The organism is Allokutzneria sp. A3M-2-11 16, from assembly GCF_024213555.1.
Taxonomy (GTDB): domain Bacteria; phylum Actinomycetota; class Actinomycetes; order Mycobacteriales; family Pseudonocardiaceae; genus Allokutzneria.
In genome coordinates, this window is sequence record NZ_JANAVO010000001.1 from 2,645,353 (window position 1) to 2,670,752 (window position 25,400).

The 25,400-nt window shown below is 67.3% G+C and carries 29 protein-coding genes; 25 read left to right on the top strand and 4 right to left on the bottom strand.

Features of this window, described 5'->3' with window-relative positions; translation table 11 throughout:
* Positions 1-3: 3 nt before the first annotated feature.
* The 25 genes from NLX83_RS13095 to NLX83_RS13215 all read left to right on the top strand — a co-directional run bounded on the left by NLX83_RS13095 (position 4) and on the right by NLX83_RS13215 (position 22,918).
* Positions 4-444, top strand: coding sequence for a hypothetical protein (locus tag NLX83_RS13095; RefSeq protein WP_254235092.1), 441 nt, complete (start codon positions 4-6; stop codon positions 442-444).
* An 18-nt stretch (positions 445-462) separates the two neighbouring features.
* Positions 463-1,503, top strand: coding sequence for a phage tail tube protein (locus NLX83_RS13100; RefSeq protein ID WP_254235093.1), 1,041 nt, complete (start codon positions 463-465; stop codon positions 1,501-1,503).
* 46 nt (positions 1,504-1,549) lie between these two features.
* Positions 1,550-1,942 (top strand): hypothetical protein, encoded by a 393-nt coding sequence (locus NLX83_RS13105; RefSeq protein ID WP_254235094.1) that lies wholly within the window; start codon positions 1,550-1,552, stop codon positions 1,940-1,942.
* 7 nt (positions 1,943-1,949) lie between these two features.
* Positions 1,950-2,246, top strand: coding sequence for a hypothetical protein (locus NLX83_RS13110; RefSeq protein ID WP_254235095.1), 297 nt, complete (start codon positions 1,950-1,952; stop codon positions 2,244-2,246).
* 288 nt (positions 2,247-2,534) lie between these two features.
* Positions 2,535-4,769 (top strand): phage tail tape measure protein, encoded by a 2,235-nt coding sequence (locus NLX83_RS13115; protein WP_254235096.1) that lies wholly within the window; start codon positions 2,535-2,537, stop codon positions 4,767-4,769.
* Positions 4,770-4,884: 115 nt separating this feature from the next.
* Positions 4,885-5,676 carry a phage distal tail protein gene (locus NLX83_RS13120; RefSeq protein WP_254235097.1) on the top strand — a complete coding sequence of 264 codons (792 nt, stop codon included), beginning with the start codon at positions 4,885-4,887 and terminating at the stop codon, positions 5,674-5,676.
* Between the two features lie 34 nt (positions 5,677-5,710).
* On the top strand, positions 5,711-6,772 hold the full coding sequence (locus NLX83_RS13125; protein ID WP_254235098.1) for a hypothetical protein: 1,062 nt from the start codon (positions 5,711-5,713) through the stop codon (positions 6,770-6,772).
* A gap of 25 nt (positions 6,773-6,797) precedes the next feature.
* Positions 6,798-7,859, top strand: a complete 1,062-nt coding sequence (locus NLX83_RS13130; RefSeq protein ID WP_254235099.1) for a hypothetical protein — start codon at positions 6,798-6,800, stop codon at positions 7,857-7,859.
* On the top strand, positions 7,852-8,661 hold the full coding sequence (locus tag NLX83_RS13135; protein WP_254235100.1) for a hypothetical protein: 810 nt from the start codon (positions 7,852-7,854) through the stop codon (positions 8,659-8,661). Before NLX83_RS13130 ends, NLX83_RS13135 begins: the two co-directional genes overlap by 8 nt.
* A 36-nt stretch (positions 8,662-8,697) precedes the next feature.
* Positions 8,698-8,976 (top strand): hypothetical protein, encoded by a 279-nt coding sequence (locus tag NLX83_RS13140; RefSeq protein WP_254235101.1) that lies wholly within the window; start codon positions 8,698-8,700, stop codon positions 8,974-8,976.
* Between the two features lie 49 nt (positions 8,977-9,025).
* Entirely contained in the window at positions 9,026-9,919 is an 894-nt protein-coding gene (locus NLX83_RS13145; protein ID WP_254235102.1) for a peptidoglycan recognition protein family protein, read from the top strand.
* Between the two features lie 80 nt (positions 9,920-9,999).
* Positions 10,000-10,236, top strand: coding sequence for a holin (locus NLX83_RS13150; protein WP_254235103.1), 237 nt, complete (start codon positions 10,000-10,002; stop codon positions 10,234-10,236).
* A 105-nt stretch (positions 10,237-10,341) separates the two neighbouring features.
* Complete coding sequence (locus NLX83_RS13155) at positions 10,342-11,061, top strand: hypothetical protein (protein ID WP_254235104.1); 720 nt, start codon at positions 10,342-10,344, stop codon at positions 11,059-11,061.
* A 68-nt stretch (positions 11,062-11,129) separates the two neighbouring features.
* On the top strand, positions 11,130-11,870 hold the full coding sequence (locus tag NLX83_RS13160) for a hypothetical protein (protein ID WP_254235105.1): 741 nt from the start codon (positions 11,130-11,132) through the stop codon (positions 11,868-11,870).
* A 181-nt stretch (positions 11,871-12,051) separates the two neighbouring features.
* Positions 12,052-12,840: a hypothetical protein gene (locus NLX83_RS13165; protein ID WP_254235106.1), complete on the top strand. Its 789-nt coding sequence runs from the start codon at positions 12,052-12,054 to the stop codon at positions 12,838-12,840.
* A gap of 37 nt (positions 12,841-12,877) precedes the next feature.
* Positions 12,878-13,549 (top strand): recombination directionality factor, encoded by a 672-nt coding sequence (locus tag NLX83_RS13170; protein WP_254235107.1) that lies wholly within the window; start codon positions 12,878-12,880, stop codon positions 13,547-13,549.
* Positions 13,550-13,621: 72 nt separating this feature from the next.
* A complete protein-coding gene (locus tag NLX83_RS13175; RefSeq protein ID WP_254235108.1) occupies positions 13,622-16,021 on the top strand; it encodes a phage/plasmid primase, P4 family in 2,400 nt (799 codons plus the stop codon).
* Positions 16,022-16,128: 107 nt separating this feature from the next.
* Positions 16,129-17,976: a DNA polymerase gene (locus NLX83_RS13180; RefSeq protein ID WP_254235109.1), complete on the top strand. Its 1,848-nt coding sequence runs from the start codon at positions 16,129-16,131 to the stop codon at positions 17,974-17,976.
* Positions 17,977-18,034: 58 nt separating this feature from the next.
* Complete coding sequence (locus NLX83_RS13185) at positions 18,035-18,655, top strand: HNH endonuclease (protein WP_254235110.1); 621 nt, start codon at positions 18,035-18,037, stop codon at positions 18,653-18,655.
* Complete coding sequence (locus tag NLX83_RS13190) at positions 18,634-19,134, top strand: endonuclease domain-containing protein (protein ID WP_254235111.1); 501 nt, start codon at positions 18,634-18,636, stop codon at positions 19,132-19,134. Before NLX83_RS13185 ends, NLX83_RS13190 begins: the two co-directional genes overlap by 22 nt.
* A 647-nt stretch (positions 19,135-19,781) precedes the next feature.
* Positions 19,782-20,675, top strand: coding sequence for an RNA polymerase sigma factor (locus NLX83_RS13195; RefSeq protein ID WP_254235112.1), 894 nt, complete (start codon positions 19,782-19,784; stop codon positions 20,673-20,675).
* A 13-nt stretch (positions 20,676-20,688) separates the two neighbouring features.
* Positions 20,689-21,213: a hypothetical protein gene (locus NLX83_RS13200; RefSeq protein ID WP_254235113.1), complete on the top strand. Its 525-nt coding sequence runs from the start codon at positions 20,689-20,691 to the stop codon at positions 21,211-21,213.
* Between the two features lie 387 nt (positions 21,214-21,600).
* Positions 21,601-21,894: a hypothetical protein gene (locus NLX83_RS13205; RefSeq protein WP_254235114.1), complete on the top strand. Its 294-nt coding sequence runs from the start codon at positions 21,601-21,603 to the stop codon at positions 21,892-21,894.
* Positions 21,895-21,902: 8 nt separating this feature from the next.
* Complete coding sequence (locus NLX83_RS13210; protein ID WP_254235115.1) at positions 21,903-22,586, top strand: hypothetical protein; 684 nt, start codon at positions 21,903-21,905, stop codon at positions 22,584-22,586.
* Positions 22,583-22,918: a hypothetical protein gene (locus tag NLX83_RS13215; RefSeq protein ID WP_254235116.1), complete on the top strand. Its 336-nt coding sequence runs from the start codon at positions 22,583-22,585 to the stop codon at positions 22,916-22,918. The genes NLX83_RS13210 and NLX83_RS13215 overlap by 4 nt, the downstream gene beginning before the upstream one ends.
* Positions 22,919-22,995: 77 nt before the next feature.
* On the opposite strand, the gene NLX83_RS13220 is transcribed toward NLX83_RS13215, so the two are convergent.
* From NLX83_RS13220 to NLX83_RS13235, 4 genes are all read right to left on the bottom strand, one after another.
* Positions 22,996-23,589, bottom strand: coding sequence for a helix-turn-helix domain-containing protein (locus NLX83_RS13220; protein WP_254235117.1), 594 nt, complete (start codon positions 23,587-23,589; stop codon positions 22,996-22,998).
* Positions 23,586-23,813, bottom strand: coding sequence for a hypothetical protein (locus tag NLX83_RS13225; RefSeq protein ID WP_254235118.1), 228 nt, complete (start codon positions 23,811-23,813; stop codon positions 23,586-23,588). Before NLX83_RS13225 ends, NLX83_RS13220 begins: the two co-directional genes overlap by 4 nt.
* A gap of 76 nt (positions 23,814-23,889) precedes the next feature.
* A complete protein-coding gene (locus tag NLX83_RS13230; RefSeq protein ID WP_254235119.1) occupies positions 23,890-24,225 on the bottom strand; it encodes a hypothetical protein in 336 nt (111 codons plus the stop codon).
* Between the two features lie 692 nt (positions 24,226-24,917).
* Positions 24,918-25,349 carry a hypothetical protein gene (locus NLX83_RS13235; RefSeq protein ID WP_254235120.1) on the bottom strand — a complete coding sequence of 144 codons (432 nt, stop codon included), beginning with the start codon at positions 25,347-25,349 and terminating at the stop codon, positions 24,918-24,920.
* Positions 25,350-25,400: the final 51 nt, after the last annotated feature.

The following is a 25,400-nucleotide window of genomic DNA, read 5'->3' on the forward strand; positions in this document are numbered from 1 at the left end:
GGAGTGCACATCGTTTTCCTGACCAAGCAAGCCATTCACGCCGCGCTTCGCGCGAGGCTGTCCGGTTCCGGTGTGTTGGTCGCGTGGGCTGACCCGGCGGACAAGGCGCGGCGGCGGTCGGTGTGGTTCACCGAGACCGTGGAGCCGGACGTGGAGCCGACAGGCATGGTGCCCGGTCGCCGCAAACCCTCCGTTCTCACGGCGGATGTCACCATCCGCGCCATCTGCGTGGCCCCCGGTGACCCGGTCCACGCCGAACGCGGCGTGTGGGAGCTGCGCGACCAGGTCGACGCGGCAGTGATGGAGGAGTTCGACCCGGGCACCGTCCCCGGGCTCATCGACGTGCGCCCCGTGCGCGCCGTGGTCACAGGCGGGGAGTCCTTCCTTGGGACCACGGCGCAGTGTGACTACACGGTGCGGGTCCGCGCACGCCTACTGACCTAGGAAGGGGATCGTTTGGCGTTGGACGCCGCTATCTCGATCAACTCGGAGACCGCCTACGGGGTCGCCGCGACCGGGAGCACCGAGGGCTACGAAGGCCAGGGCGACAGTTGGAAGGCCAGCCGCGAGTTCGTGGAATCCCTCGGTTTCCGTGCGGGCATGGAGACCGTGCGTGCGGACCGCCGCCGCATCGTCGACATGGGTGGGGAAGGTGAGATCGAGTGCTCCGTACTCGACTCCGGAGCTGGGTCGCTTCTGCGTGCCGTGTTCGATTCGCTCACGGTCGCGACGGGGGCGGCCGGTGCGCCCTCCACGTTGTCCTATCGCACGGCGACGACCGCCGGGTCACCGTCGTACACGGTGCAGATGATCCGGCCTCTCTCCGATGGCGGCCGTGTCGCTTACCGTCACGTCGGCGCGGTGGTCACCGAATGGGAGTTTGAACAGGAAGTCGAGAAAGCCTTGACGCTCAAGGCTTCCTTTGACTTTCAGACCGTGAACCACACGGGCGTGGAGGCGGAGTTCCTGCCGATCACGTACCCGGCGGAGTCCATTGCCTATGACTGGACTAGGGGAGCGGTCTACCTCACTCGGAGTGGCGCTGAAACCCTTGTGCCCGTGGGCAAGTGGTCATTGAAGGGCGCCCGTGGTTTGAAGACCGATCGCCGTGCTGTGCGCGCGAACCCGTTGAAGCGTCAGCCGAAACGGGCAGAGTTGCCGGAGTATGAAGGGGAGATCGAAGCGGAGTTCGAGTCCGCCACGCTCCCGCTGTACGAGGACTTCGTAGGCGGTGCGATCGTGGGACTGCGCATCTCCTACACGGGGGTGACGAAGTCCGGCAACGGGACTACGGCGAAGCTGGACATCGTCGTTCCCGCGATCCAGTTCACCGGCGAGTCGCCGGAAGCCTCGCTCGATGACCTCACGTCGATGACGCTGCCGTTCCGCGCGCTCGATCCGGGCCGACCGGGCACGGTGTCGCTGACCTACGTGGAGCCGTCCGGAGTGGACCCGACGAAGCCCCCGACACCACCCGGCGACGCCGTCAAGGCGAAGAAGTAGCCGTGTCGGCTGACGTTGGTGTGCACACCACAACCCGGGACGCCGCATGGGGTTGAGGTTCCAAGTCCGCATCGACGGACACAAGGATCTTCGGACCGCGATCCGCAAGACGCAGAGCAAGGACATCGCGAAGGGGCTGAGGGAGGCGCACAAGGCCACGGCCGCCGTGGTGGTGCCTCCGGCCCGCCGGGATGCTCCGCGTCGCTCTGGCGCGCTGTCGGCGTCGGTGAAGCCGTCTTCAAGCGTGAAGGGCGCGATCGTGCGCGCGGGCTCCGCCCGGGTTCGGTATGCCGGGCCGATTCACTTCGGCTGGCCCGCGCGGGGCATCGAGCCGCGCTTCTTCCTCTTCGATGCGGCCGGAGAAACCAAGGACGCGTACTCAGCGGTCTTCCGTGAACGCATGAACGCCTTGGTCCACAAGAACATCAACAGCAACTAGGAGACGCTTGAGCGAGGCTGTGACCATCTCCATGGACGACTTGTCCGTGGGCGAGATCGAGCGCATCGAAGACCTGATCGATGCCTCGATCGACTCCATCGGCGCTCCGGGAGCCCGCAAGGGGAAGTTCCTGCGCGCCGTGGCCTACGTGATCGCGCTGCGCGACAACCCGGAGTTCCGCTACGAGGACTCCTACGCGCTGCGCATCTCGTTGGGGGACAAGGAAAACCCTCCCGTGGCGGCCGACGCCGTGGCCGCGCCCAATCGGGCCGCGCGTCGCGCGCGGTCGCCAAAGCCCGCCTAATCGCGCACTTCCCCGGGCTCACCTGGGCTGACGTTCAGGCGCTGCGGCTGGACGAGTACCGGGCGCTGATCAAAGCCATGAACGCCGACAACCGCGCCCGTCAGCGGGGCGGGTCGTCGGCGGGCGGTGTGCGGCGTGAGCCGGTCATGACCTAGGAGAGGGGGACGCCTGGCGAAGCCGATCAAGGTCACGATCCTGGGTGATGTCAAGGATCTGACCGAGAAGCTTGGCGCGGGAGAGAAGGGCGTCGCGGGGTTCGCGTCCCGGGTGGGTCAGTCCGCCCGGGACGTGGCGTCCAGCGCCGCGCAGTTCGCCGCCGTGGGAGTCGCGGCCGGAGGTATTGGCGGTCTGCTGACGGAGTCCTTGGACCGTGCGCAGATCTCGGCGAAGCTCGGGGCTCAGCTTGGCGCTACGGCCGATGAGGCACGCCGCTATGGCGAAGCCGCCGGGCGCCTCTACGCCGATGGCTACGGCGAGTCCTTCGCGCAGGTATCTTCCGCGATCGCGGCCGTGACGTCCACGCTGGGCAAGCTCGGGTCACAAGCTGAGCTGGAAGCGGTGTCCCGCAAGGCTTTGGATCTCGCGTCCGTGTTCGACGTGGACGTGAACCGGGCCGTGGCGTCATCGGGAGTGCTGCTCAAGTACGGGCTCGCCAGGGACGCCACAGAGGCGTTCGACCTGTTGACGCGCGGACTCCAGGGCGTCCCGGCGGCCGTCCGCGACGACTTGCTAGAGGCCGTGGATGAGTACTCCGTGTTCTTCCACGAGATCGGTTTCAGCGGAGCGGAAGCCTTCGGCGTGCTCAAGCAGGCTGCGTCCGGCGGCAAGATCCAGCTGGACAAGGCAGCGGATGCGGTCAAGGAGTTCCACATTCGCTCCACGGACATGACCAAGGGGCCAGTGGAGGCGTACCAAGCGTTGGGCCTCAACGCTGAGGACATGGCACGCAAGGTCCATGCGGGCGGGACGACCGCGCGGGACGCGTTCCAAACGGTGGTCAACGGCGTGCTCGCGATGAAAGACCCTGTCGCACAAAGCAATACCGCTGTCGCGTTGTTCGGAACCCAGTTCGAAGACCTCGGGAACTTGGACGCGCTCGCGGCGCTGCGACCGGCGGTCAACGGCTTGACCGAGGTAGCGGGAGCGGCGGACCGGCTTGGAACGTCGTTGCACGACAACGCTTCCGCGCGCCTGACACAGTTCGGCCGTGCTCTGCAAGACGGGTTCGTCACTGTAGTTGGCGGCTACGTGCTGCCGGTCGCGGAGCGCGTGGCCGCGTGGTTGTCGACCACGTTCGGCCCGGCTCTGTCCGTGGTCGGCTCGATCCTGACCACGGTGGTGATTTCGGCGCTGTCCGCATTCGCCGGGTGGATCTCGGAAAACAGCTCGTGGCTGTCCATTGTGGCCGGTGTGATCCTGACGGTATTCCTCCCATCGCTGGTATCCATGGGAATCGCGTCGCTGACCGCTCGCGCTCAGGTCGTCGGGACCTTCCTCGCGATGCGTTTGGAAGCCATCAAGGCGGCCCTGGCGCAGTCCTACGCGCTCGCGCAGACCGTCACCGGCTGGGTGTCCCTGGGCGTCGCCGCCGTACTGCACGGGGCTCGTGTGGCGGGCGCCTGGTTGATGGTCCAGGGCCAAGCGCTGACCTCCGGTGCCTCGATGGCCGCGAGCATGGCGGCAACCGTGGCGTCCACTGTGGCCGGATGGGTCACGATAGCGGCGCAATCCCTGTTGCACGCCGCGCGCATGGCTACCGCCTGGGTGATCGCGCTCGGGCCGGTTGGCTGGGTCACGGCGGCCGTCGTCGGCCTGGTCGCGCTGATCGTGTCCAACTGGGAAACGGTGTCGCAGTGGACGTCCGATATCTGGAACTCCGTCGTGAGCTTCCTCTCCGGAGCGTGGGACGGCATCGTTGACTCAGTTCGGACCGGTGTCCGCACGGCCCTGGGGCTGCTCGGTGATCTCCTGTCATGGCTCGCTGGGCTCCCGGGCCGCCTGCTCGGGGCACTTGGTGATGCGGGCCGGTGGTTGCTCAACGTTGGCCGCGACATCCTTCGTGGTCTCTGGGATGGGCTCGTGGACATGGGCACGTGGCTGAAGAACAAGATTGTCGGCTTCTTCTCCTCCCTCGTGCCGGATTGGGTGAAGAGCGCTCTCGGTATCCGCTCGCCATCGCGGGTGATGGCTGACATTGGGCGGTGGCTCCCGCCGGGTCTGGCGGTCGGCATCGAACGTACGGCCGGTGTCGCGGTCGGGGCGGCGCGCTCGCTCGCGGCGGATGTCGTGGGAGCGGTACGCGGTACGGACACGCTGACGCCCGCGCTCGCTTTCGCGAGCCAACCGCCACGCGTCCCGCCGTACCTGCCGGTCCGTGCCGGCCGTTTCCCGGAAGTTCGAAACCCGTTGCAAGACAACGGGTTTCCCGTCAAGCAGGATGTGACGGTGAACGTGACGACGCCCGCCGACCCGCACGAAATCGGCCGCGAAGTGGCGTGGGCGTTGCGCAACCACGGGAGGTGAGTAGCTGGAAACCGTTGCGCTGCAACCACTCGCGCACGAGTGGACGGCTCGCTTCCGGGGACTGGACATCGGTTCCCCGGACGGGCCGACCGCGTTCACCGAAGTTGCTGGGCTGTTGGACGCCCCGGATGTCCGCACGGCCGACCGCCGCCGCTACGGACGCCACGGCGACACCAGCGGCACGGACTACCTCGGACCGCGCACCATCACCGTGTCCGTGGAAGTCAGCGCCCGCGATGACCGCGAGTTCTCCGCGACGATGGACACGGTCGCTCGGGCATTCGCGCCCGGAACGGACACAGCGCCGTTGGTGTTCAGGTTCCCCGGCGTAGCCGGAAGCGGAACCCGTTACGTGGTCGGGAAAACCCGGAAACGTGCGGCTCCGATCACGTGGAGCCTGGTCCACCACCACGCCGTGGTGACAGCGGAGATCTACTGCCCATCACCGTGGATTCACGACGTGCTCACGCAGACCGGGCAAGCTCGACTGCCCACGGCGGGGCGGCCCGGCGGAGGCGGAATCCGCTTCCCCACCCGGTTCCCGGTGCGAACCGGCGCGGCCCCGGCGGCGGAAGTCATCCGCGCCACCAACCACGGCACGACGCCCGCACCGATGCGACTCCGCTTCCGAGGGCCGATCACCGACCCGCGCGTTACCAACCTGCGGACGGGGGAGTTCCTGGAGCTGCGGTACACGCTGCTCGCCGGACAGTGGTTGGACGTCGACACTGACACTCGCGAAGTCCTGTTGAACGGAAGCGCTCCGCGTTGGCTGACCCCGGGGACCCGGAACACCTGGCTTCACCTCGCGCCCGGCACAGCCGAGTTCGGCTTGTCCGGCTACCGCATCCCCGGTGAACCCGGGGAGCCGGACCTCACCGCCTGGTGGTCGTCCACCTGGATCTGATCGAGATGGAGGTAGACCTCTGGCACCTGTGGAGATGCCGCTCCCGCCCATGCTCGTGGACGGCACCGAGTACCACGCCGACCCGCTCCGCCGCGTCCTGTCCGGGCTGCTTGCCGACACCCCCGGCGTGCTCGGGATCGGCGACTTTGCCGTCACGGTCGGCTCGGACTACGCCGCGACGGTCAGCGGGGGACGGGCCGCGCTTCCCCCTCCGGCCGCGCAGCACACGGGCGTGTACCTGACGGAGGCGACCACGTCGACCACGCTGCCGATCACCCCACCGCACGCCACCCGAGACCGCATTGACCTGCTCGTGGCCTACGCGGTCCCGCCCGCGACGGCCACCGACACCGGGCGCTGGTTCCTGGAGATCAAGACCGGGACCCCGGAGCCCGAACCGAAACGCCCCGTCGTCTCCGGCGCGTTGCTGTTGCGCGAGTTCCGGGTGTTCGCCGAGTCCGCCGCACGGCCGGTCCAGTCGACCGATCTTCGGTTGAGCGAGGGACAACAGCTCATCTCCGGCGCCGTGCTCTATGGGCGCAGCCTGCCGACCCCGGTCCCGGGGCGGGTGTGGACCGACGCCGGGAACGGCGTCACCTACGCGCACTCCGGGAACGCGTGGGAACGGCTGACCGAACGCCGAACCTACGCCGTCGCGTTGGCGCGGCCCGGCGGATACACCGTTACCCACCAACAAGAAGCCACCTGGACACAGGCGCTGCGCGACCCGGACGGGATGTGGGGCGGCACCACCAACCCCACACGGGTGCGCGTTCCGGAGACCGGGATCTACGGGTACTCCGCGTCGTTCGCGGCGGAGCGCATCGGTACCGGCCAAGCGCAGATGTTCCGGACGGCCGCGCTGCTGTGCAAGTACAGCGCGGAAGTGGGTGGGAGCCGGGAAGCGATCGCAGGACAGGAAGGTGCGGGGTGGGCCGCGAACCCGGCGGGGCAATGGCAGTTCTGGGGCGTGTCCGGCGCGATCGAGGCGACGCGCGGTCAGTCACTCGGGATCATCACCGATACCGCGACGCCCGAGGGCGTGAAGATCGCGACCAACTTCCTGACCCGCTTCCTCGTGTGGAAAATCGCCTAGCAGGAAGGGGAATCCGGCGTACCGCGTGCTGTTTCAGGACGTGCTTTCGGGCTACGTCCACGGCGAACTCCCGTTCTCCGACCTGAGCTACACCACCGTGTTGAACGCCCCGGGTTCCGCGAAGCTCACCACCGACTTGGACCCCGGCGTCTCGCACGTCACCGCACAGAGCCTCGTTCCCGGAGCGGCGACCGCGCTCTACATCGAACGCCACGGCCGGATCGTGTGGTCCGGGCTGCTCTGGGACGCCGCACCGGACTACACCACGAGCACGCTCACCCTGGAGTGCGAAGGCTGGCTGAGCTACTTCCGGCGACGACACATCCACACCAGCCGCCAATACATCCACTGGGATCAAGCCGACATCGCCCGAGACCTGTTGCAGCACGCGGGAACCTACGGACCGAGCTCGCGGCTGGGCATGATCGAGTACGGGCGCGAGATGACCGGCGTCGCCCGCGACCGCACCTACAAGGAGTCCGAGCGGAAGTCCATCGGCGAAGCCGTGGAGCAGCTCGCTGACGTCATCGACGGCTTCGACTTCGCCTTCCGCGCCGAGTGGTCCGGGCCAGACGCGGACGAACTCGCAGTGCGCTTCGTCATCGACTACCCGCGCACCGGACGCGACCGCGATATGTCGCTTGTGGACGGACAGAACTGCTCGATCCTCTCCGCGACGGTAGGTGGAAAGAGTCTTTCCACGTTCGCACTCGCCTCCGGTGCGGGAGACGGAGACGAACAGCTCTGGACGACCAGTGACCGGCCGTCGCTTGTGCACCCGCGCTTGGAGGAAGTCGCTTCGTACTCCGATGTGAAGGAACTTCCGACGCTGCAAGGCAAAGCCGACCGGATCGTTCGGCAAGGCTCCCATCCTGTGGTGCTGCCCAAGATCGAGCTGTACCCCGACGCCCTTCCCGGCCTGGACTCGATCGCGGTCGGGGACCAGGTCGCGGTAACCGGCGGGTACGGGCTCGTCCTCATCGCCGGGACGTGGCGGGTGACCGAGATCGCGGTGTCCGTAGACGACGCCGGAGCCGATGACGCCACGCTCACCGTCGCTCCGATGGAGGTCTTCGCCGATGTCTAACCCCTCGCTACCGCCGTCGCTGGGAGCGAACTTCCGGGAACTCGACGAGCGGATCTCCGCCCTGGAACGCGGAGACCGTTCCTTGTCCTACCGGCAAGCACTGTCCACCAACGACAGTGAGGAAACCCGCACCTTCTACATGGACCGCGATGGCGGGACCTCCCGCCCGACCACACACGTCGGTTACGCCGCATCATTGGTGAACCCTCGGTACCCGGTGTTGGTCGCGCGGTTCGTGGTGACGCTGTTCAACGGAGCGGGGGCGATGGTCCACCTTCGCTCCGACATGGCCGGAGCATCCCGGGAAACCCGCCGCTGGAACCTGACCGGCGGCCCCGGGGACTACCGACACCACGTATTCGAAATCGCGTGGCTACACGGAATGCCGGTCGACCAGTGGTCCGACACCTCCGCACAGCAGGTGATCCGGCGCGGACAGATCCTGTTCAACACGACCGTGACAGCCGAGAAGATCATCAACGCTCGTGATGACGACTTCTCCGCCGATGCTCAACGCAAGGGTTTCACCGGGCAGCAAACAGAGTTCATGGTCGCCTGGCTGCGCACGACCGACAACCGGTACCCGGTCTACTTCAAAGAGCCGGAGTACGTGTTCCTGGCTCCCCGCAACGCTTTCCCGACCGCGTCGATAGAGGGCACGTTGATTCCCGGCTCTGATGTCGGCGGATACCCGGCGACCGAGGCGCCCAGCGCCCGCAGTTCTGACACCGCGCATCCTCCCGTGTGGACGGACAGTCCGGGTGAATGGCCTACGCCGACGCGGGATTTCGGCTACCAGTAAGGAGATCCATATCTGAGTGACGCACTCTGGATTGCGTTGATCGCGCTCGCGGGAACCGTGGTGACCTCCGGCCCGCTCTACCTGTCCCTGCGCAAGTCACGCAAAGCCGTTGCCGCACAGAGCGATGCGATCCCCGGCGCGGTGTCGGGCGCGATCGACACCGCCCTGGCGCCGATGACCGCGCGCTTGGACGAGATCAGCCGCGATATAGCGCACATCCGGGAACGCGTCGCGGTGCACGACGACCGTTGGACTTGGTCGCCACCTCCACGACTTGCCGAAAGGCGAGATAGCGAAAGGAGTTCCGATAGCTGACGGATACCTGACATGGCTTCCCGATGTCCTTCGAGACGCGGGCTTGGACGTGGTTGAGATCGACGGGTGGCGCACTCGTGGACACGGCCGCTTCAAGAACGTGTGGGGCGTGATGGGCCACCACACCGCCGGACCCGCGAGCGGCGACTACCCCTCTCTCGGGACCGTGGTCCATGGGCGGAAGAACCTTGCCGGTCCGCTCGCGCAGCTCGGACTAGGCCGGTCCGGGAAGGTCTTCGTGATCGCGGCCGGTGTCGCCTGGCACGCGGGCAAAGGCGTCTACCCGGGCATACCCCGTGACAACGGGAACTTCCATCTGGTCGGCATCGAGGCGGAGTCGACCGGCTACGGCGACTGGACGTCGGCCCAGCACGACGCCTACCCGCGCATGGTCGCCGCGATTCTGCGACATCTCGGCTTGAACGCCTCCCGGTTCATCGGGCACGGCGAATACAGCTCGATTGGGAAGTGGGACCCGGGCAACTGGCCCGGGGGAATGAACGGATTCCGTTCCCGCACACAGGAAATCCTTGAAGGAGACGATATGCCCTCTGTCGAAGAAGTCGCCGAAGCCGTCTGGGCTCGCGTGCTCATCCACCCGCACGACCCGTCCATTGCTCACCCCGCGTGGGTCTGGCACTGCCTGACCAACACCGCCGCCTGGCAGGCCGCCCAGTACCCCGAGGGAATGGAGCCCTCCGCCGTGGACGGCACCACCCCCGTGCGACGCATGGACTTCGCCCGCTTCGCCGAAGCCCACGGCTACGTGCTCAAGCAGGAAGTCGCCGGACTCCGCACCGCCGTGGACAAGCTCGCCGAAGCGGTCGGCACCAGCTCCGGGATCGACCCGGAAGAGCTGAAAGCCGCTGTGCGACAGGCAATGCAGGACTCACTCGTCCGCGTCATCGTCACCGGCAAGGAACCGTCCACCGAAACCCCTTGATACACAACGCTTTCCAGAATGCCGACCTCTAGTCGGCTGTTTCCATCCCCGTGAAATCACAACTCGAAGGAGTTCTTCCTATGTGGACTGCACTGTTCTGGCTCGCCGCGTTCGAGCGCGCCGTGAAGACCTTCGCCCAGACCGCCGCCGCGACCCTGGGCGCGTCGACCGTGGGCATCCTGGACGCCCCGTGGACCGCCGCCCTGTCGGTCGCGGGCATGGCCGCCGTGCTCTCCGTGCTGACCTCCGTCGCCTCGATCAAGACCGGCGACACCGGAACCCCGAGTGCGGTGAAGGCATCGGCCGACCCGCGTTGACTTCCTGTCCGTTGTGGTGTGCACCACAACGGACGTAGTCATACAAGGCGCCTTGGTATACCTTGAGTGTGCCAAGGCGCCTTGGCTGTGACGGAGGGGGTAGGCATGAGTAACGCGGGGTCCCGGATCGTGACCGCCATCGAGGCGGCGTGGGAGGAGATCCGCGTCCACCACCCGGAGGTTCCCGAAGTGGTGGTCGTGACCGGAGCTGGGTTCGCGGCGAAGAAAGCCAAGTGGGGGCACTTCTGGGCTGAGCGCTGGAAGGACGGAGACGAGACCGCGCGCAAGCCAGAGCTGTTCGTCGCTGGTGAGCTTCTGGGGATGCCGGGCCGCCGGATCATGCAGACGCTCCTGCATGAGGCCGCGCACGGCCTGAACTACGCGCGCGGCGAGAAGGGCACCAACATCAACGGGCGTCACAACAAGACCTTCCTCCGTGCGGCGGAGGAGCTGGGCGACGCCTGGCCCGAGGGCAAGGCGCCGCATCCGACAATCGGCTTCTCCGCAGTGGAGATCACCGACGACGCCGCGCAGCGCTACGCCGACACGATCGCGTGTCTGGAAACCGCACGGCTTGCGCACTTGGAGGCGCTGCTCGTCTCCGTGGGCGGGGCGGGTGGAACGGGAACGACCGGCACGACGCCCACGGGTGGACGCGGAAGCCGGGGCGGCACCAAGGGCGGCAAGCGCCCCAACGCCGTGTGCGGATGCTCGGAGCCGGACCCGTTCCCGATCTCGCCGGGAAGGCTCGCGCGGCGGCCGATCCTGTGCGGAGAATGCCGTGAGCCGTTCCGGCACGAGGACAGCGAGGACGCCGCCGCGTGAGCGAGAATGCCAAGGTGCCGGGTGGTAGCGTCGCCACCCGGCACCTTCGCCTAGCCAGGGAGCACCTCGTGTCGCTCGATGAACTCGGCCTGACCGGGCAGCAACGCTCCCGCGCGGACGAGCTGCTGAAGGCCGCGAAGAAGGTCCGGCGCGACCCAACGACCGCCGCGAACAAGCAGTACGCGGAACGCGCGATTGACCTCCGCGAGCTGTTCGAGTTCGACGGGCGCACCGACTACACCGGCCGCAGTCACCTCTACAAGAAGACCGTCGGCGCGATCAACGACCTTGCGTGGGGAACGGAAGACCGGGCCGCGCTGCTGCGCGCGCTGGGCTACCACACGCAAAAGGAAGTACGGAGGCGCCTGCTCGACTCCGTCGACGGCGACTTGGGCGCCTACAAGAACCTCTGCATCACCTACGGGATCAAGCAGGGCAGCCAAGACGACCGCCGCAAGGAACAGCGCACCGGGGAACGCGAAGCCTTGCGCAGCGTGGCCGAGTTCGGTCGGCAGTTCAGTTCCCCGGTCGTGGACGACGCGCACGCGCTCCGCGCCAAGATCGCACACTTCCGGTCCTGGGTCGAACTGCACCGTCGCGTCGAAGACGTCATCGCCTACCGAGACCTGACGCCCGAGGTGGCCGGAGAGATCCGCGCGGACCTCAACGCGACGGTGGACTTCATCGGCATCATGTCCGATTCGCTCTACCTCATCGAGTGCAAGGTGTACGGGCCTGACGGCGAGACCACGGCAGGCGAACAGAAGACCCCTGCGGTGAGCAAGAGGAAGGCGCGCAAGCGCAGCTAGATCGCGTGGCGTGATCCAGCCCCGAGCGTCCGGACCCCCGGCTTCGGGGCTGTTTCCTGTTCTGGGAACACCAAGGTTCCTTGTGTGACTCGGGTCACTCTTGGTTGTGAATCACCCGTCTGCGGGCGGTGTGTTCAGTGACGAAGTCATACAAGGAACCTTGGGGGAATGTCTGGCTGGATTGAGCACGATCAAGCGCTCTGGATCACGGTTCTACGTGCATCCGGAGACCCGCGAGAAGGTCCCCGGCGTCACGTCGGTGATCGACATGCTTCCGAAGCCCTTCCTGACGTTCTGGGCCTCGAAGGTGACGGCCGAGACGGCGGCCGACAACATCGGCGCCGTGGTCCAACTGCTCGTGAACGGTGATCGCGGCGGTGCGATCGACTACCTGAAGCGGGCGCCGCAACGGTTCACCTCCGACGCGGCCGACATCGGCACGGAGTTCCACAACCTGTTCGAGAAGCGCGCGCGAGGCGACCGCATCGGCCGTCAGCACCCGGACATGGAGCCCTACCTCCGGTGCATCGACGAGTTCCTTGACCGCTTTCAGCCGCGCTTCCTGCACATCGAGGACACGGTGTGGTCGGACACCCACCACTACGCCGGGAGCTTCGACGCTATCGCCGAGATCGAAGGCGAAACGGTGATGTTGGACGCGAAGTCCACGCGCTCTGGGGTCCACGATTCCGTTGCGCTGCAACTGGCCGCGTATGGGCGGGCCGACCACATCGTCACGCAGACCGGCGACACCGTCCCGATCCCAGACATCACCGCGAACGCGGTGTTCCACGTCCGGCCAGAGGGCTGGAAGCTCGTCCCAGTCCGCGCGGACGACGACGTGTTCGCGCGGTTCCTGGATCTCCGCCGGATCTTCGAGTGGGTGCACACCGAGTCCAAGTCCGTGGTCGGGACGCCGTTGTTCGACTCCCAGTCCACGACCGGCTCACAGCGCCGCGCCTCACACTGACTCGCTCTTCCTTACATACCAACAGAAAGGTGCTCGTTTGAGCCTGCGCATTTTCGAGACCGACCCCGACGCCAAACGCAAGAGCCGCAACACCTTCGCTGACGACATCGTCGGCCGGTTCCGGGGCGGCATGCTGGCAGGGCGGCGGCCGGTCGCACTCTCGGAGTGGCGCGTCACCACCGATGACCCCGACGTCGCCGACCGCGTGGCCGCGCTATTCGGCGGAGAGCCGGAGGAGTGGGACACCGACCGCGCGGACGTCCACCAGGTCCTGACGACCACGGCCGTCGTCCCGATCGTGATCGAGTCGGCCGACTGCCTCCGCGCCAGGATGACCCTGTTCGGCCTCCAAGGGCCGATCCACGTCTGTGACGGCATGTACTCGCTCGCCGATGACGACCGGGGCGAGCCCTGCGGATGCCCGCGATCCCTTCAGGATCGCAAGGACCTGGCCAAGTCCGGCAAGGGACCGAAACCGGACATCAGCCTCAAGTTCCGGCTTGCCGACGACCCCGACCTTGGACTGTTTCTCTTCGGGTCCGGATCGTGGTCGCTGGTCAACGACCTCCCCGACCTGGAGAGCAGGCTTGCCGACGCGGACGGCCCGGTTCGCGCGGAGCTGCGCCTCGTCCACGTGCAGTACACGACGAAGAAGGGCCGCGACGTGGAGTACCACCGCCCGGAGATCGCGATCACCGGCCCGGCCTGACCGAACGCCCCGGAGCGCCCCACGCGGATGCTCCGGGGCGTTTTCCCTTTGCTGCCAACAGGAAGGAGCCGAGTGCACATTGACCGGCTACTCGGTCGGCTAGGACGCGGCACCGTGGCCGACGAGCCCGGCGGGGTGCTCGTGCACTGCCCCGCACACGAGGACGGGCGCCCGTCGCTGTACGTCTCGCTCACCCCGGACCGCCGCGCGCTGCTGTACTGCCGCGCGGGCTGCGCCACCGCCGACGTGCTCCGCGCGGTCGACCTGGACGCGAGCGCGCTCTTCGACGTGGACGGCGTCGCGACCGTCACCGGCACGGAGCCGACCGACGTCGACCCGGCGGCCGTGGCCGCGCTCGCGGTATACGTCACCGCCGCGACGAACACCTACGCGAACTCCGACGCACAGACCTACGTACAGCGACGATTTGGCGTCACAGCCGACATAGCGCGGCAACTCCGGCTTGGTTTCGACGACGGCACCGTGTCAGTGGGACGCGCCCGTGACTACCGCACGACCGGCTACGCCGCTCACCCCCGGCTCGTGGTCCCGTTCGCGGACTGGGACGGCGTAACACGGGGACTTCAGGGACGGGACCTGTCCGGGGCGTGCCCTGCCCGATGGCTCAACCTCGCTTCTCCCAAGGGAATGCGCTGGAGCGGCGTCGGGGTTTTCCGGGTCGCGGACAGCTTCCCCACGGTGCTCGTCACCGAGGGACCAGGCGACGCGCTCACGGCCGTTGCCGCCGGATACACCGCCGTGGCGGTCCGGGGCTCCGGTGTCGCACGCGCACAGCGGACAGCACAGGAGATCGCGGCACGCGCGGACGCCGGGGAAGTCGTGCTCGTGGGCGACAACGACCAGGCGGGAACCGCGTTCGTGGACGCGCTCGCGGCGAATCTCGCCAGCCTGGGGATCACGGCGCGGGTGCTCGCGGTTCCGCCGGAGCACGAAGACCTGACCGCGTGGCGCGAGACGGCTCCGCAAGGCTTCCCCCGCGCACTGCACGAGGCCGTGGCCGACGCCGCGCCGTGGACGCCAACGACCACCAAGAGCACGCCGACAACGACACGTGGGGAGGGGAAATCCATGCAGGGAACCGACATCGCGAACGCACGCCTGGCGCTACGCATCGTCGGGGAGGACACCGCGCACGTGGACGGCGTCGGCTTCCTGACCTGGGACGGCCGCGTGTGGCGGGTCATGAGCACCACCCGCGAACGCGCGATCGGGCACCGGGTCGCCGACACCATGCGCACGGAGCTGGCCGCGATGCCCAGAGGCGACCGCAAAGGCTCTCGTGACGAGCAGGAGCAGGCGCGCGAGTACGCCGACGCGGTCAAGCGGACACGGCGAATGCACATGGACGCCGGGATACGCGCGGCCCTGGAACACCTGCGCACCATCACCGCCGCCGACGTCGCCGAGTTCGACGCGACCCGGCACTTGCTGACCGTCGCCAACGGCACGATCGACTTGCGCGCGGGGGAGCTGCGCGAGCACCGCCGGGAAGACCGGCTCACGCGCCTGGTCGAACTCGACTTCGACCCGGACGCGCACTGTCCACGGTGGACGGCATTCCTTGAGGAGGTGTTCCCGGACGAGCCGGAGATGCCCGCCTTCATGCGGCGGCTGATCGGCTACGGCATCACCGGCGAGACCCGAGAACACGCCTTTGCGTTGCTCTACGGGCACGGCTCCAACGGCAAGAGCGTGTTCGTCAACACGGTGGCGGAGGTCTTCGCCGGGATCACCGGGCACCTGTCGCAAGCCGCCATCGCCTACACGCGCAGCTTCGATCCCGGAGCACCGAATCCGGCGCTCGCGGCGCTACGCGGTGTGCGCCTGGCGGTGCTCTCCGAACTCAGTGATGGGCTGCGCCTGAACGAAGCATTGCTGAAACAGATCACCGCCGGTGACCCGGTCGTTGCCCGGGAGCTGTACCGGGGGCAGTTCGTCTTTACCCCGCAAGCACTTCTCGTACTCGCGACGAACTACAAGCCGGACGTGCGCGGGCAAGATGACGGATTCTGGCGGCGGACCCGTCTGATTCCGTTCAGTCGGGAGTTCACTGCGGCACAACGGGATTCCGGTCTCGCGGGAAGGCTGCTCGCTGAAGCGCCCGGCATCCTGGCGTGGGCGGTGCGGGGTGCCGTGGAGTGGTACACGGACGGACTCGCCGAACCGGCCAGTGTCCGGGCCGCCGTGGCGGAGTACCGCCGCGCATCGGACTCCCTGGACGGCTTCCTCCCCGGGGTGCTCGTCCGTGACCCAGACGCGGAGATCCCGCTTGATCAGGCGTTCACGGCCTACCTGGACTGGATCGACGTCGAACAGGGCGGGCAGACACGGCCGTGGGGAAAGATCACGTTCCGCCGGAACCTGGAGTCACGCAAGGTCGGCGTGACGCGGCGGGCGCGAGGTGTCGTGCTGCGTGGCGTGCGCAAGGCGCGACCGAACGAACTCACCTAGCACCAACGGATTCAGTGGGCCGCACCGGACATCGCGTCGGGTGCGGCCCCTGTTTGCGTTGTCCACCAACAGCATTCGGGAGGCATGTGCGGGTACGGACACACCGCGTGGCCGGTGAAGCAACCACGATCCGGGTAGTCGAGACGCGGGAAGACGTGGAGGCGTTCACCGCGTGGACGGAGACGGTCCGGTCCCGTGTAGTGGCCTTCGATACCGAGACGACATCCACCGACATCTACGCCCCGGGCTTCCGGCTTCGGCTCGCCCAGTTCGGCACCGAGACCGACGCGTGGGTGATCCCCGTCGATGCCCACCAAGTCCCGGAGCCCCGGCGTTCGCTGGCCGCGCGCGCCGTGGTCGACATGCTCAACGACCACCCTCGGTTGACCGTCCACAACGCCACCTTCGACGCGCTGATTGCCGCCCGGCACCTGGGCGTGGATCTGGACTCGCTGTGGTCCCGCGTCACCGACACGACCATTCTCGCGCACCTGTGCGACCCGCGCGGCCCCGAAGACGGCGGCACCGGGATGAGCCTCAAAGCCCTTGCCGCACAACGCGTTGACTCCGACGCGCCGGACACCGCCACGGGCTTGTATGCGGCGTTCCGGGAGATCGGACACACCAAGGACACCGGGTGGGCCGCAATCGACCTTCACCACCCGCTCTACACCCTGTACGCGGGCCTCGACGTCATCTTGGGCGCGCGGCTGTACCACTCGCTCTCGGCCGAAGCCGCCGTGCGCGGATTCGGTCGTCTCGCCGAGTTCGAACACGCGGTTGCCTTGGTGTGCGCCAAGATCGAGGCACGCGGGTTCCGCGTCGACCCCGGGTACCTCTCGGAGCTGAGTATCCGCCTGGCGGGCGAAGCCACGCAGTGGGGCGGAGTCGCGGCCGAGTTCGGAGTTACCTCCGTCAACGCACCCGCACAGGTGTCGGCCGCGCTGGTCGGCATGGGCGAGACGCTGACCGAGACCACCGACACGGGCGCACTCAAAGTCGACAAGGAGGTGTTGAAGCCGCTCGCGGACCTGGATCGGGACTGGGAGCGTGTCGGAGCGCGAGAGCCGAACCTCTTGGCGGAGGCGGTGCTCCGGGCGAAGCGTGCCGCGAAGTGGCGCGTGTCCTACGCCGACGCGATGCTGTCCCGCCGGGATGCCGACGACCGGATTCACCCGAGCATCACGGCGTTGAAGGCACGCACAGCGCGAATGTCGATCTCACGGCCACCGCTGCAACAGCTTCCCTCCGGGGACTGGGTCATCCGCCGCGCCCTGGTCGCCGACTTCCCCGGATGGGTCGTCGGAGGCGTGGACTACGCGGCCGTGGAGATGCGCATCCTCGCGGCACTCTCCGGTGATCCCGTGATGTGCCAAGCGATCCACGACGGCCACGACCTCCACGATTACACCGCCGAACTCATCTTCGGCCCCGCTTTCACCAAGGGGCATAGGAAGATCGCGAAAGGAGTCGGCTTCGGGAAGGTCTACGGCGGTGGGCCGGACACCCTCGCGCGGCAGACCGGTGCGCCACTGGAGCAGGTGCGGGCGACGCTGCGTGAGTACGACCGCGTCTACCGGGGGATCAAGCGGTACTCGCGGCGGCTCGTGCAACGCGCCGAGTACGGATGCCGGGAAGTCATCACCCCGGCGGGCCGCGTGCTCCCGCTGGACCGACGACGCCTGTACGCGGCCGTGAACTACATGGTCCAGTCGACCGCGCGGGACGTGCTCGCGGAGGCGCTTCTCCGCCTGGACGAGCGCGGTCTCACTCCGTACCTGCGGTTGCCCGTGCATGACGAAGTCGTGTGGACCGCGCCCGCCGATATCGCGGCCGACGTCGGGCGGGAGATCGCCGACGCCATGACGGTCCCGGACTTCTTCGGGGTACCGCTGTTCACGGACCTGGAGATCGGCGGCTACTCCTGGGGCTCGCTCTACGGAGCCCCGCTCTGACACCAACCACCACAAGGGGGTCTGTTTGCGCTGTTCCCGTTGCGGCACAACGAAGAAAGTGAAGGCCGTCCCGGCATGGCCGCGTCAGCTCTTGCTGTGCCGCGACCACACCACCGCCCACTACAAGACGAAACGCCGGGAGGAGACCGGAGCGACGCTCTACGCCTACGGCGACATCACGCGCCGGATCGAACAGGCACGGGCGCACTTCGTGACGTTGCGGGCGGAATGCCTGACACCGTTGGCGTGCACACCACAACACGCCACGGCGGAGCTCCTGCTTTCCGCGCTCGCGGCCCGCTCGGAGCACTACCTCCGCGAGTTCGCCGACCAGGCGTGGCGGGTCTTCCCGAACTACCGCGACCGACAACGCACCAGAGGGAACGAAACCCGTGCCGCACAACGGGAAGCGCACTCCGTCCCGGTCGACCTTCCGTGGCTGCGCCGTGTCTACCGGGATCGGTGCGTCTACTGCGGCACCGCGTCGGAGCACATCGACCACCTGTGGCCGCTGGTGGCCGGAGGCGATGACGCGCCGTGGAATCTCGTCCCCGCGTGCGCGGACTGCAACCTCCGCAAGGGCGGCAAGCCGCTCGCGGACTGGCTCGCGGCGGAGCTGAAGCCGTTGGAGGACAACGACCCGGAGGTGATCGCGCAGTGGCGGACCTGGACGAGCTGAAGAACTGCCGCAAGTGCGGCACCACGCGGCCGGTGACCGCCTTCCCGCGCGACCGGACTCGCCCGGACGGCCGACACCCGTACTGCTCGCCGTGCCGGGCGGGATACCACCAGGCCAACCGCGCGGCGGCACTCGCGCGGATGGCTGCTCGCACGCAGCGCGAGCGCGACGCCGACCGAGACCGCCGCTACCGCACCCGGTACGGCATCAACATCGCCGTGGTGGACGACCTGCGGGCGGCCCAGCACTACCGGTGCGCCATCTGCGGACGCCACGAGGACGCGCTCCCGCGTGGCCTGTGCGTCGACCACGACCACATCACCGGCACCGTCCGCGCGCTGCTGTGCCAGTCGTGCAATTCCGCGCTAGGGCTATTCAACGACTGTCCGGATTCATTGAGTGCGGCTGTTCACTATCTCGCCATGACAGAAGAGCTTGCGGCTATCGCCCACGCAGAGAACGCTGTAGAGGAGAAATAACCTTGTCCTTGCGAACTGATTCCTTTCACGACATTGCTTCGCGGCTGGCTCGCGGAACCGCCGCGTTCCTGCGCGCTGCTCCGGTTGCTGACGCCGTAGCGACCGAGCGGCCCGACGTTGTTCCTCCCGTCATCGTCGACGGAGTCAGCCGTCCCGTGGAAGCGCTCGTGCTCGCCCGACTTGCCTCCGGCGTGGCTCCGGAGCTGTGCGCAGCACGAACCTCCGTGGCACAGGCAGTCCTGCACGTCGAACGCGCCCTTGCTGCCGTTACCGCAGCCCAGCACCGGTACGCCACCGTGCCAGTACGGGAATGCGCAGGGTGACCACATCTTCACATACCAGTCGGTATGTGACATACAGCACGAGCAGCGACGCTCCGGCGAGCGCTGCTTGTTCGGCGCAAAGACTCGCGCATTACCCGATCGGCGTAGCTTCGGAGCCTGTTCCCTTTTTAGGGAGCAATGCTCTGACGTGCCGATAGCGGACTTATGGGTACGGAGAGTTACCGTTACACGTGCCATTGGTGATCATCCTCCGTGCTGACCCCGAACGACCACGGATCGATTGAGAGTGTCGGGGTCTCTATGTAGCGTCGCGATTCGCGGGAGAGGAGCCGGGGGGCTCCCATAAGCAGAAGGACAACATCGATGGTGGGGACTGCGCACGGCGCAGATAGGACGACGGCATTCCTGCATGACATTCGTCATGGATTGTCGGACAGCGGGACCGCGCTGCCACGCCTGCTCGCGCGGCTGGCGCGCTCCACGGCCGCCGCAGAGCGCTACGCCGACGCGCGGACGAACAGGGAGCTGCTGGACGCGGTCGTGGACGGCGACCGGGCGGCGGAGACGGCGCTTTACGTCCGGATGGCGGGGAAGTTGGACTCGGTCGCGACGAAGGCCGCTGGTGGGTCCGCAATGGACAGAGAGGACCTTCACCAAGAGGGCGCCGAAAGGCTGATCACCGATGCGCGGAACGGGAAAATCCGCGACGCATTCGGCGGTGAGATCGGTCCCTATCTCGGACGCGCGGTACTGGGGCACTTGCGCAATGTCGCGAGCACGCAAAGCCCTGGCAAGCCCAGCGATCCGGGACGGTTCGCGCAGAAGCTGCGCCAGGCGCTGACCAAGACCGCCGACGAGCACGGCGAGTACGACATCACCGCCGCCGCCATCTTCGCTCGGGAACACTTCGGCTGGACCCTGGCGACGTTCTGGGAGATCCACGACCGGATGCGATCCGCGCCCGTGGAGCACCGCATCCCGACGCAGTCCGGCTACACCGTCGCCGAGTCCATGCCCGACCGTTCGGCAGAAGACGCGCTCGCCCGCGTGGAAGCGATCGAGACGGCCCGCGTGCTGCGGTCGGCCGGACACCTGTCGGCACGCGAGCGCGAGGTGATCGACTTGCTGTGTGGCTTCGGCGGTCCCGTTCTGTCCGAAAAGGACACCGCGCGGGTACTGGGCATGACCCAACAAGCGGTGAACAAGATCAAGCGCAAAGCCTTCGCGACGCTGCGCGCCATCTCCGACGCGGCCTAGGAAGGGGTGGTACGTGCACGTCTACACCTGCTCCGTCCAGCCGGAGGATCACATCGGGATCGCACAGCACGGCGCGAACATCCTCGTGGTGGTCCGCGAAGCCGCGCACGACGACGTGGCGGAGCTGAGCCTCACCCGCACCGACGCGCGCACGGCGGCGGAGGTGATTCGTCAGCTGATTTCCGGGCAGCACAAGGGAAACGGGACCACCATCGCCGGGCGCCTGCACATCTACCACGGAGAGGAAGAGGGGACGCTTCTGATCGCGGTCGACATCGACAACGACACCGCCCGCTCGGTGCTGCTCACCCACGAGCACGCCACCGACGCGGCCGACGCTCTCCGCACCTGTGCACGCCACGCGGCCGTCTACACCAACCGACAGGAAACCGGAGCCGAACAGCCCTCTGCCCAATCCGCCATCGCCCGCATGACCCCGCGCGCGGTCGCCCTCGCACTCGCCTTCAAAGCGTTGGGCGAGCCGATGACGGACATCCTGGACGCCGCGACGTGGGTCATGGGAGAGGGGACCGCCTGAGCAGAGTTCTTCACGTCGCAGTACCTGAACGAAGCCGGTAGTCCCCGGAAGCGCCGTGTGACACCACGCCGGTACCTCTGGACCGTGACCCAGTTGAACCATCCAAGCCCCGTCACCCATCTCAGGGTGGCGGGGCTTTTTTGTTTCACACCAAGCGTTTGTCGTGTGCACGCTAAGTCCCGCCTTCGGTCGTTACCTGTTTGCGTTTGCCTGAACTTTGGTGTGTGCACCACAAGTAACCAGAGCGCAAGGCGCGACGATGAACCACGCGAAACGACTTCACCACGGGGGAACCGCATGTACCGAATGCTCGCCGCGCTCGCGGCCGTGCTCATCCTGTCCGCATGTGGCGCAGTCCAACCTGCGCCCACCCCGACCGTCACCGCCGTGACAACCACCGCCGACACCGCGAAGGCGTTCACCGACCGGTTCACCGCCGACTCGACGTCCGCGTTATGGAAGACGAGCGTGACCTCCGCGCGCCTGGACGGCCGCGCGGTTCTCGTGGTCACCAGTTTGACGAAGACCGACAAGGCCACGGCGGTGAAGGTCTGCGACGCCGCGTTCGTGACGGCGAAGTCGACCGTGCCGGACCTGGTATCGGTCACGGTGCGCACCGCAACGGACAACTCCATTGCGTGGGCGAACACGATGCGCGGCGACACCGCGTGCAAGAGCTGAGCTGACGCATGTCTCAAGGGGAAGTCGGGGATCGCGTCCGCGCGACGGCCGACACGGTGCAGGCGGCACGCGCGCAGGTGCTCGCGGCACACGAGCTGGCTGCCGACGCGCGGGACGGTCTGGCGGTCGCGATGGACGGGAGCAGGCCGGAGCACCACGCGGGCGTGGTCGGCGCACTGTCCGACACCGTGTCCGCGATCGGCGACGCAGCTGAGTACGCGGAGGCGCTCAGCGCGGCCCTGAACGGCTTCGCTGATCGCTTGGGCACTCGTGGAGCCGGGACAGTGCCTGCCACTCCTGCGGCGGTCTCGGAGCCTGCGCGGTCGGTTGCGGCGACAGCTCCGGCGCCGGGGAAGTGGAAGGGAAAGACCGCGAAGGAGCATGTGCTCAACGGTGGGGAGGTCATCGGCCGGAAACCGCGCGGGAGTAAGTCGATGCCGATCCGACTCGTGGACTCTGTGGCGGAGCTGAACGAGATATTCGCGGCGCTGCATGTGGGCGCGGAGCGGGAGCACATCCCCAGTTACAAGGGCCAGATGTGGAAGTTTCCGGACGGCACGAGGATCGCGTACCGCACGAGTAGCCGTAGCGGCGGTGATAATGATCCGACGATGGATCTTGCGGTCCCTGGCAAGAAGAAGACCACTCTGAAGGTGCATGTGAGCCACGAGGAACAGGACGGGACCCCGTGAACTACGAGGAGTTGAAGGCGTACGTCGCCGCGTCCTTCGAGTACGACTGGATGACGCTGCTCGACATCGTCGCGTACTTCCATGAGAACGCCGACGAGGACGCGGACCCGACCGACCTGCTCTTGCAGGGCGCTGCCGCCGCCGCGCAGCTCGTCCGCGACGGCGCGATGATTCCCGGCGACGTCGACGACGGGTTCAAGCCCTGGCCGACCAGCCCGGAGGAGTCGGCCGCCCGGATCGAAGCCGAGACGGCCGAACTCGCGGCGCGCACCTACGAACTGAACATCGGTGAGATCGCGTGGTTCACCGCGCCCGAGGACTTCCCCCGCTAGTGCCACCAATGCCAACGGGCGCACGCTGATCAACTCAGCGTGCGCCCGTTCTGCGTTGACTAGCGGTCAGTAAGCCTCTAGGGGCGCGTGTGCGTCGTGGGGAGCTGGACGTACTTCGCTCGCCACGTGGCGTAGACCGTCTCCAGAGCCGCGATCAAGCGCGCGATCTCCTCCGGTGAACCACTGATGCTGACAACTCCGTCCGGACGCTTGAAGTCGGGTTCCCGTTCGTCCGTCATCCTGAAGCCGATGATGTTTTCGGTGAGAATCCCAGGCTCGATCCGAGTGTGGGCGTCCACCGTCATACAGCTTTCCAACAAGTGCCAGTCCTTCGTATCCACGAAGTGCAGTCCCATGCCAGCTCCAAACTGATCGATTGGTGTTGATGTTGTGTTGGGGCAACGGCAGCGGTTGGCCTGTTTCCACTTCCGGCTCCACTCCGCTGGATCTTCGCCGCAGGCTTCGGCGAAGGCCATGACCACGTCACGGGTGGGGAAGCGGTCGCCTCGCGCCGCTGCCGACAAGGTGCCCGCCGAGAAGGAGACGCGGTCAGCCATGTCTCGGTAGGTCGGATTTCCCTTGCGGGAACGGAGTTTTCTCAACTGGAGAGCCAACATGCCCGCCGGGGAATCGGGGTTGCGGATGGGGTGCTCGGGCCGACCGGCGTTCATAGCGGGCAGGTGTTCTTCGTCAGGTGGCCGACCAGGCGGGTGAGCTTCGCGCCGCCGGTCCGGTCGCCGGTGTAGTCGAAGTGCTCCGCGAGATCCATCGCGCACCTCTGCGTGATGGGATCGAGGCTGGCCCAGTTGGTTTGCATCGTGAGGAGTGTGGCGAAGAATCCCGTTGGCTCGGAGTCATCCTCGCTGCTCTGGTTGGTTGTGTGGTCGTCGGTCATCGGGATTCTCCTTAGCTGGCAACGGGAAAGTGGAGACGGCCTATGTCGGGGTCAGGGCCGTCCCCACGTGGTCAGCTCACCGCCGTGATACGGGCGGGGGCGGCGGTGTCCGCGCAGGGAAGCGGAGGATCTTCGCCGGAGGCTGGGCGTCCGGCTCCGGTCTCTTCGGCGGATTGAGCGCGTAGTGGTCCCAGATGGGATTGGCTGACAAGGCCAGGCCGGTGACACACCAGTCCAGGTACGCCCCGATGGCCTTGAGCGCCTCGTGGCTCCCGATGGGAAGTTCCGCCGGGTAGTGCTCCGCGCGTTCGGTGACGTAGGCCAGCGCGATCACAGCTACGTCGATCGCGTGAAACGCGTCATCGAACAGCAGCGCCGCATGACGCGGCTCCACGTCTTCCTTGTCGACCACAGTTCGCTTCCTGCCTAGTTCGTTCTCACGCGGCGGGACGGGAGCCGGAACGGACGTGTGCTCCGCTCCGGCCCCCGCGTGCAGCACGGGGACTGTCCGTTGCCACCAGGGGCATCACCTGTGCTGCTTCCCGTGTGCGGCAAGGGAAGGCGTGTCCCCCGACACCCGATGCCGCTCGGGTGTTCGCCCGCGCCCGCCGCACGCGGACCGCTCGTGTGGTGCGCCGCGTCGTCCACCCGGTGACCCACGCCCGCGTTGTGCGGCCGGAGGACTCCGCGAGCACGACCGCTGCGAGGTACCCGCCGCCGCTCAGCCACGCGAGCAGTAGGGCCGAGACCACCCACGCCGGGCTCACCGTTCATCCCCGTCTCTGCTGTCGTGAGCGCGCCCGGTGAGATCCACAAGCACATGCGGTCGGCCGCCGGAGACCACCCGCACGAGCGTGGGCAGGGTGGGGGCGTCGTTCGCGTCAGGTGCGTGGCGAGGATGCGGGACTTCGGGAGCAGAGGGAGGAACGTCGTCGCTTCGCGGAGCTTCCACGTGATCAGTACGTCCACGCAGGATTCGCCGAAGCCACACGATGATTCCCGTTGGCCCCACGCCGACGCGGTACGCAGCGACCGTGAGCCCGATCGCGGCACCCGCGAGACCGAAGAAGACCTCTAACCACATCCCCCACAGGGTGGCCGTGTTCATCGTCTGTCCGATTTGGACGGAGTGGGGATCACGGTTTCGTTGTCTCGAAACCATCGTGGGACTCGGAGGTGTGTGGGCAGGGTGGTCGAGTCGAACGGTTCTCCGGGAGTCCCGGGGGACGGCAGGGCGCGCAGTACTTGAAGGACTTGTGCGGGCGGGGCGGAGTACCACCAGGAGACGGTGGCCGGTTCGAACCGGTCTCGGTTGGTCGGGTGGTTCGGTACGCGGTAGGCCACGGCGGACTCCGCCGTGTGGAACACGATGACGTCCTGGGCGTGGGAGTGCGGAAGGGACGCGGCGAGCACGTCCGGTTCGTCTTTGCCGCCGGGGCCGAAGAAGTGCAGCTTCCACGGGTAGTCGCTCGTGACCAGCTTCAGGAGCAGAGTCGCCATCTCCTCCGCGAGTCGCAGCGTGCGGGCTACGTCCACGAGTCCCCCTTGCTGAGCGCCGGTGGAACAGCGGCCCGCCCGGACAGGGCA

Excerpts from the sequence above, each read along its gene's own strand:
- NLX83_RS13150 (WP_254235103.1), top strand. The coding sequence starts at position 10,000 with ATGTGGACTGCACTGTTCTGGCTCGCCGCGTTCGAGCGCGCCGTGAAG.
- NLX83_RS13220 (WP_254235117.1), bottom strand. The coding sequence starts at position 23,589 with ATGAACGCCGGTCGGCCCGAGCACCCCATCCGCAACCCCGATTCCCCG.
- NLX83_RS13195 (WP_254235112.1), top strand. The coding sequence starts at position 19,782 with ATGGTGGGGACTGCGCACGGCGCAGATAGGACGACGGCATTCCTGCAT.
- NLX83_RS13135 (WP_254235100.1), top strand. The coding sequence starts at position 7,852 with ATGTCTAACCCCTCGCTACCGCCGTCGCTGGGAGCGAACTTCCGGGAA.
- NLX83_RS13125 (WP_254235098.1), top strand. The coding sequence starts at position 5,711 with ATGCCGCTCCCGCCCATGCTCGTGGACGGCACCGAGTACCACGCCGAC.
- NLX83_RS13225 (WP_254235118.1), bottom strand. The coding sequence starts at position 23,813 with ATGACCGACGACCACACAACCAACCAGAGCAGCGAGGATGACTCCGAG.
- NLX83_RS13210 (WP_254235115.1), top strand. The coding sequence starts at position 21,903 with ATGTCTCAAGGGGAAGTCGGGGATCGCGTCCGCGCGACGGCCGACACG.
- NLX83_RS13105 (WP_254235094.1), top strand. The coding sequence starts at position 1,550 with ATGGGGTTGAGGTTCCAAGTCCGCATCGACGGACACAAGGATCTTCGG.
- NLX83_RS13155 (WP_254235104.1), top strand. The coding sequence starts at position 10,342 with ATGAGTAACGCGGGGTCCCGGATCGTGACCGCCATCGAGGCGGCGTGG.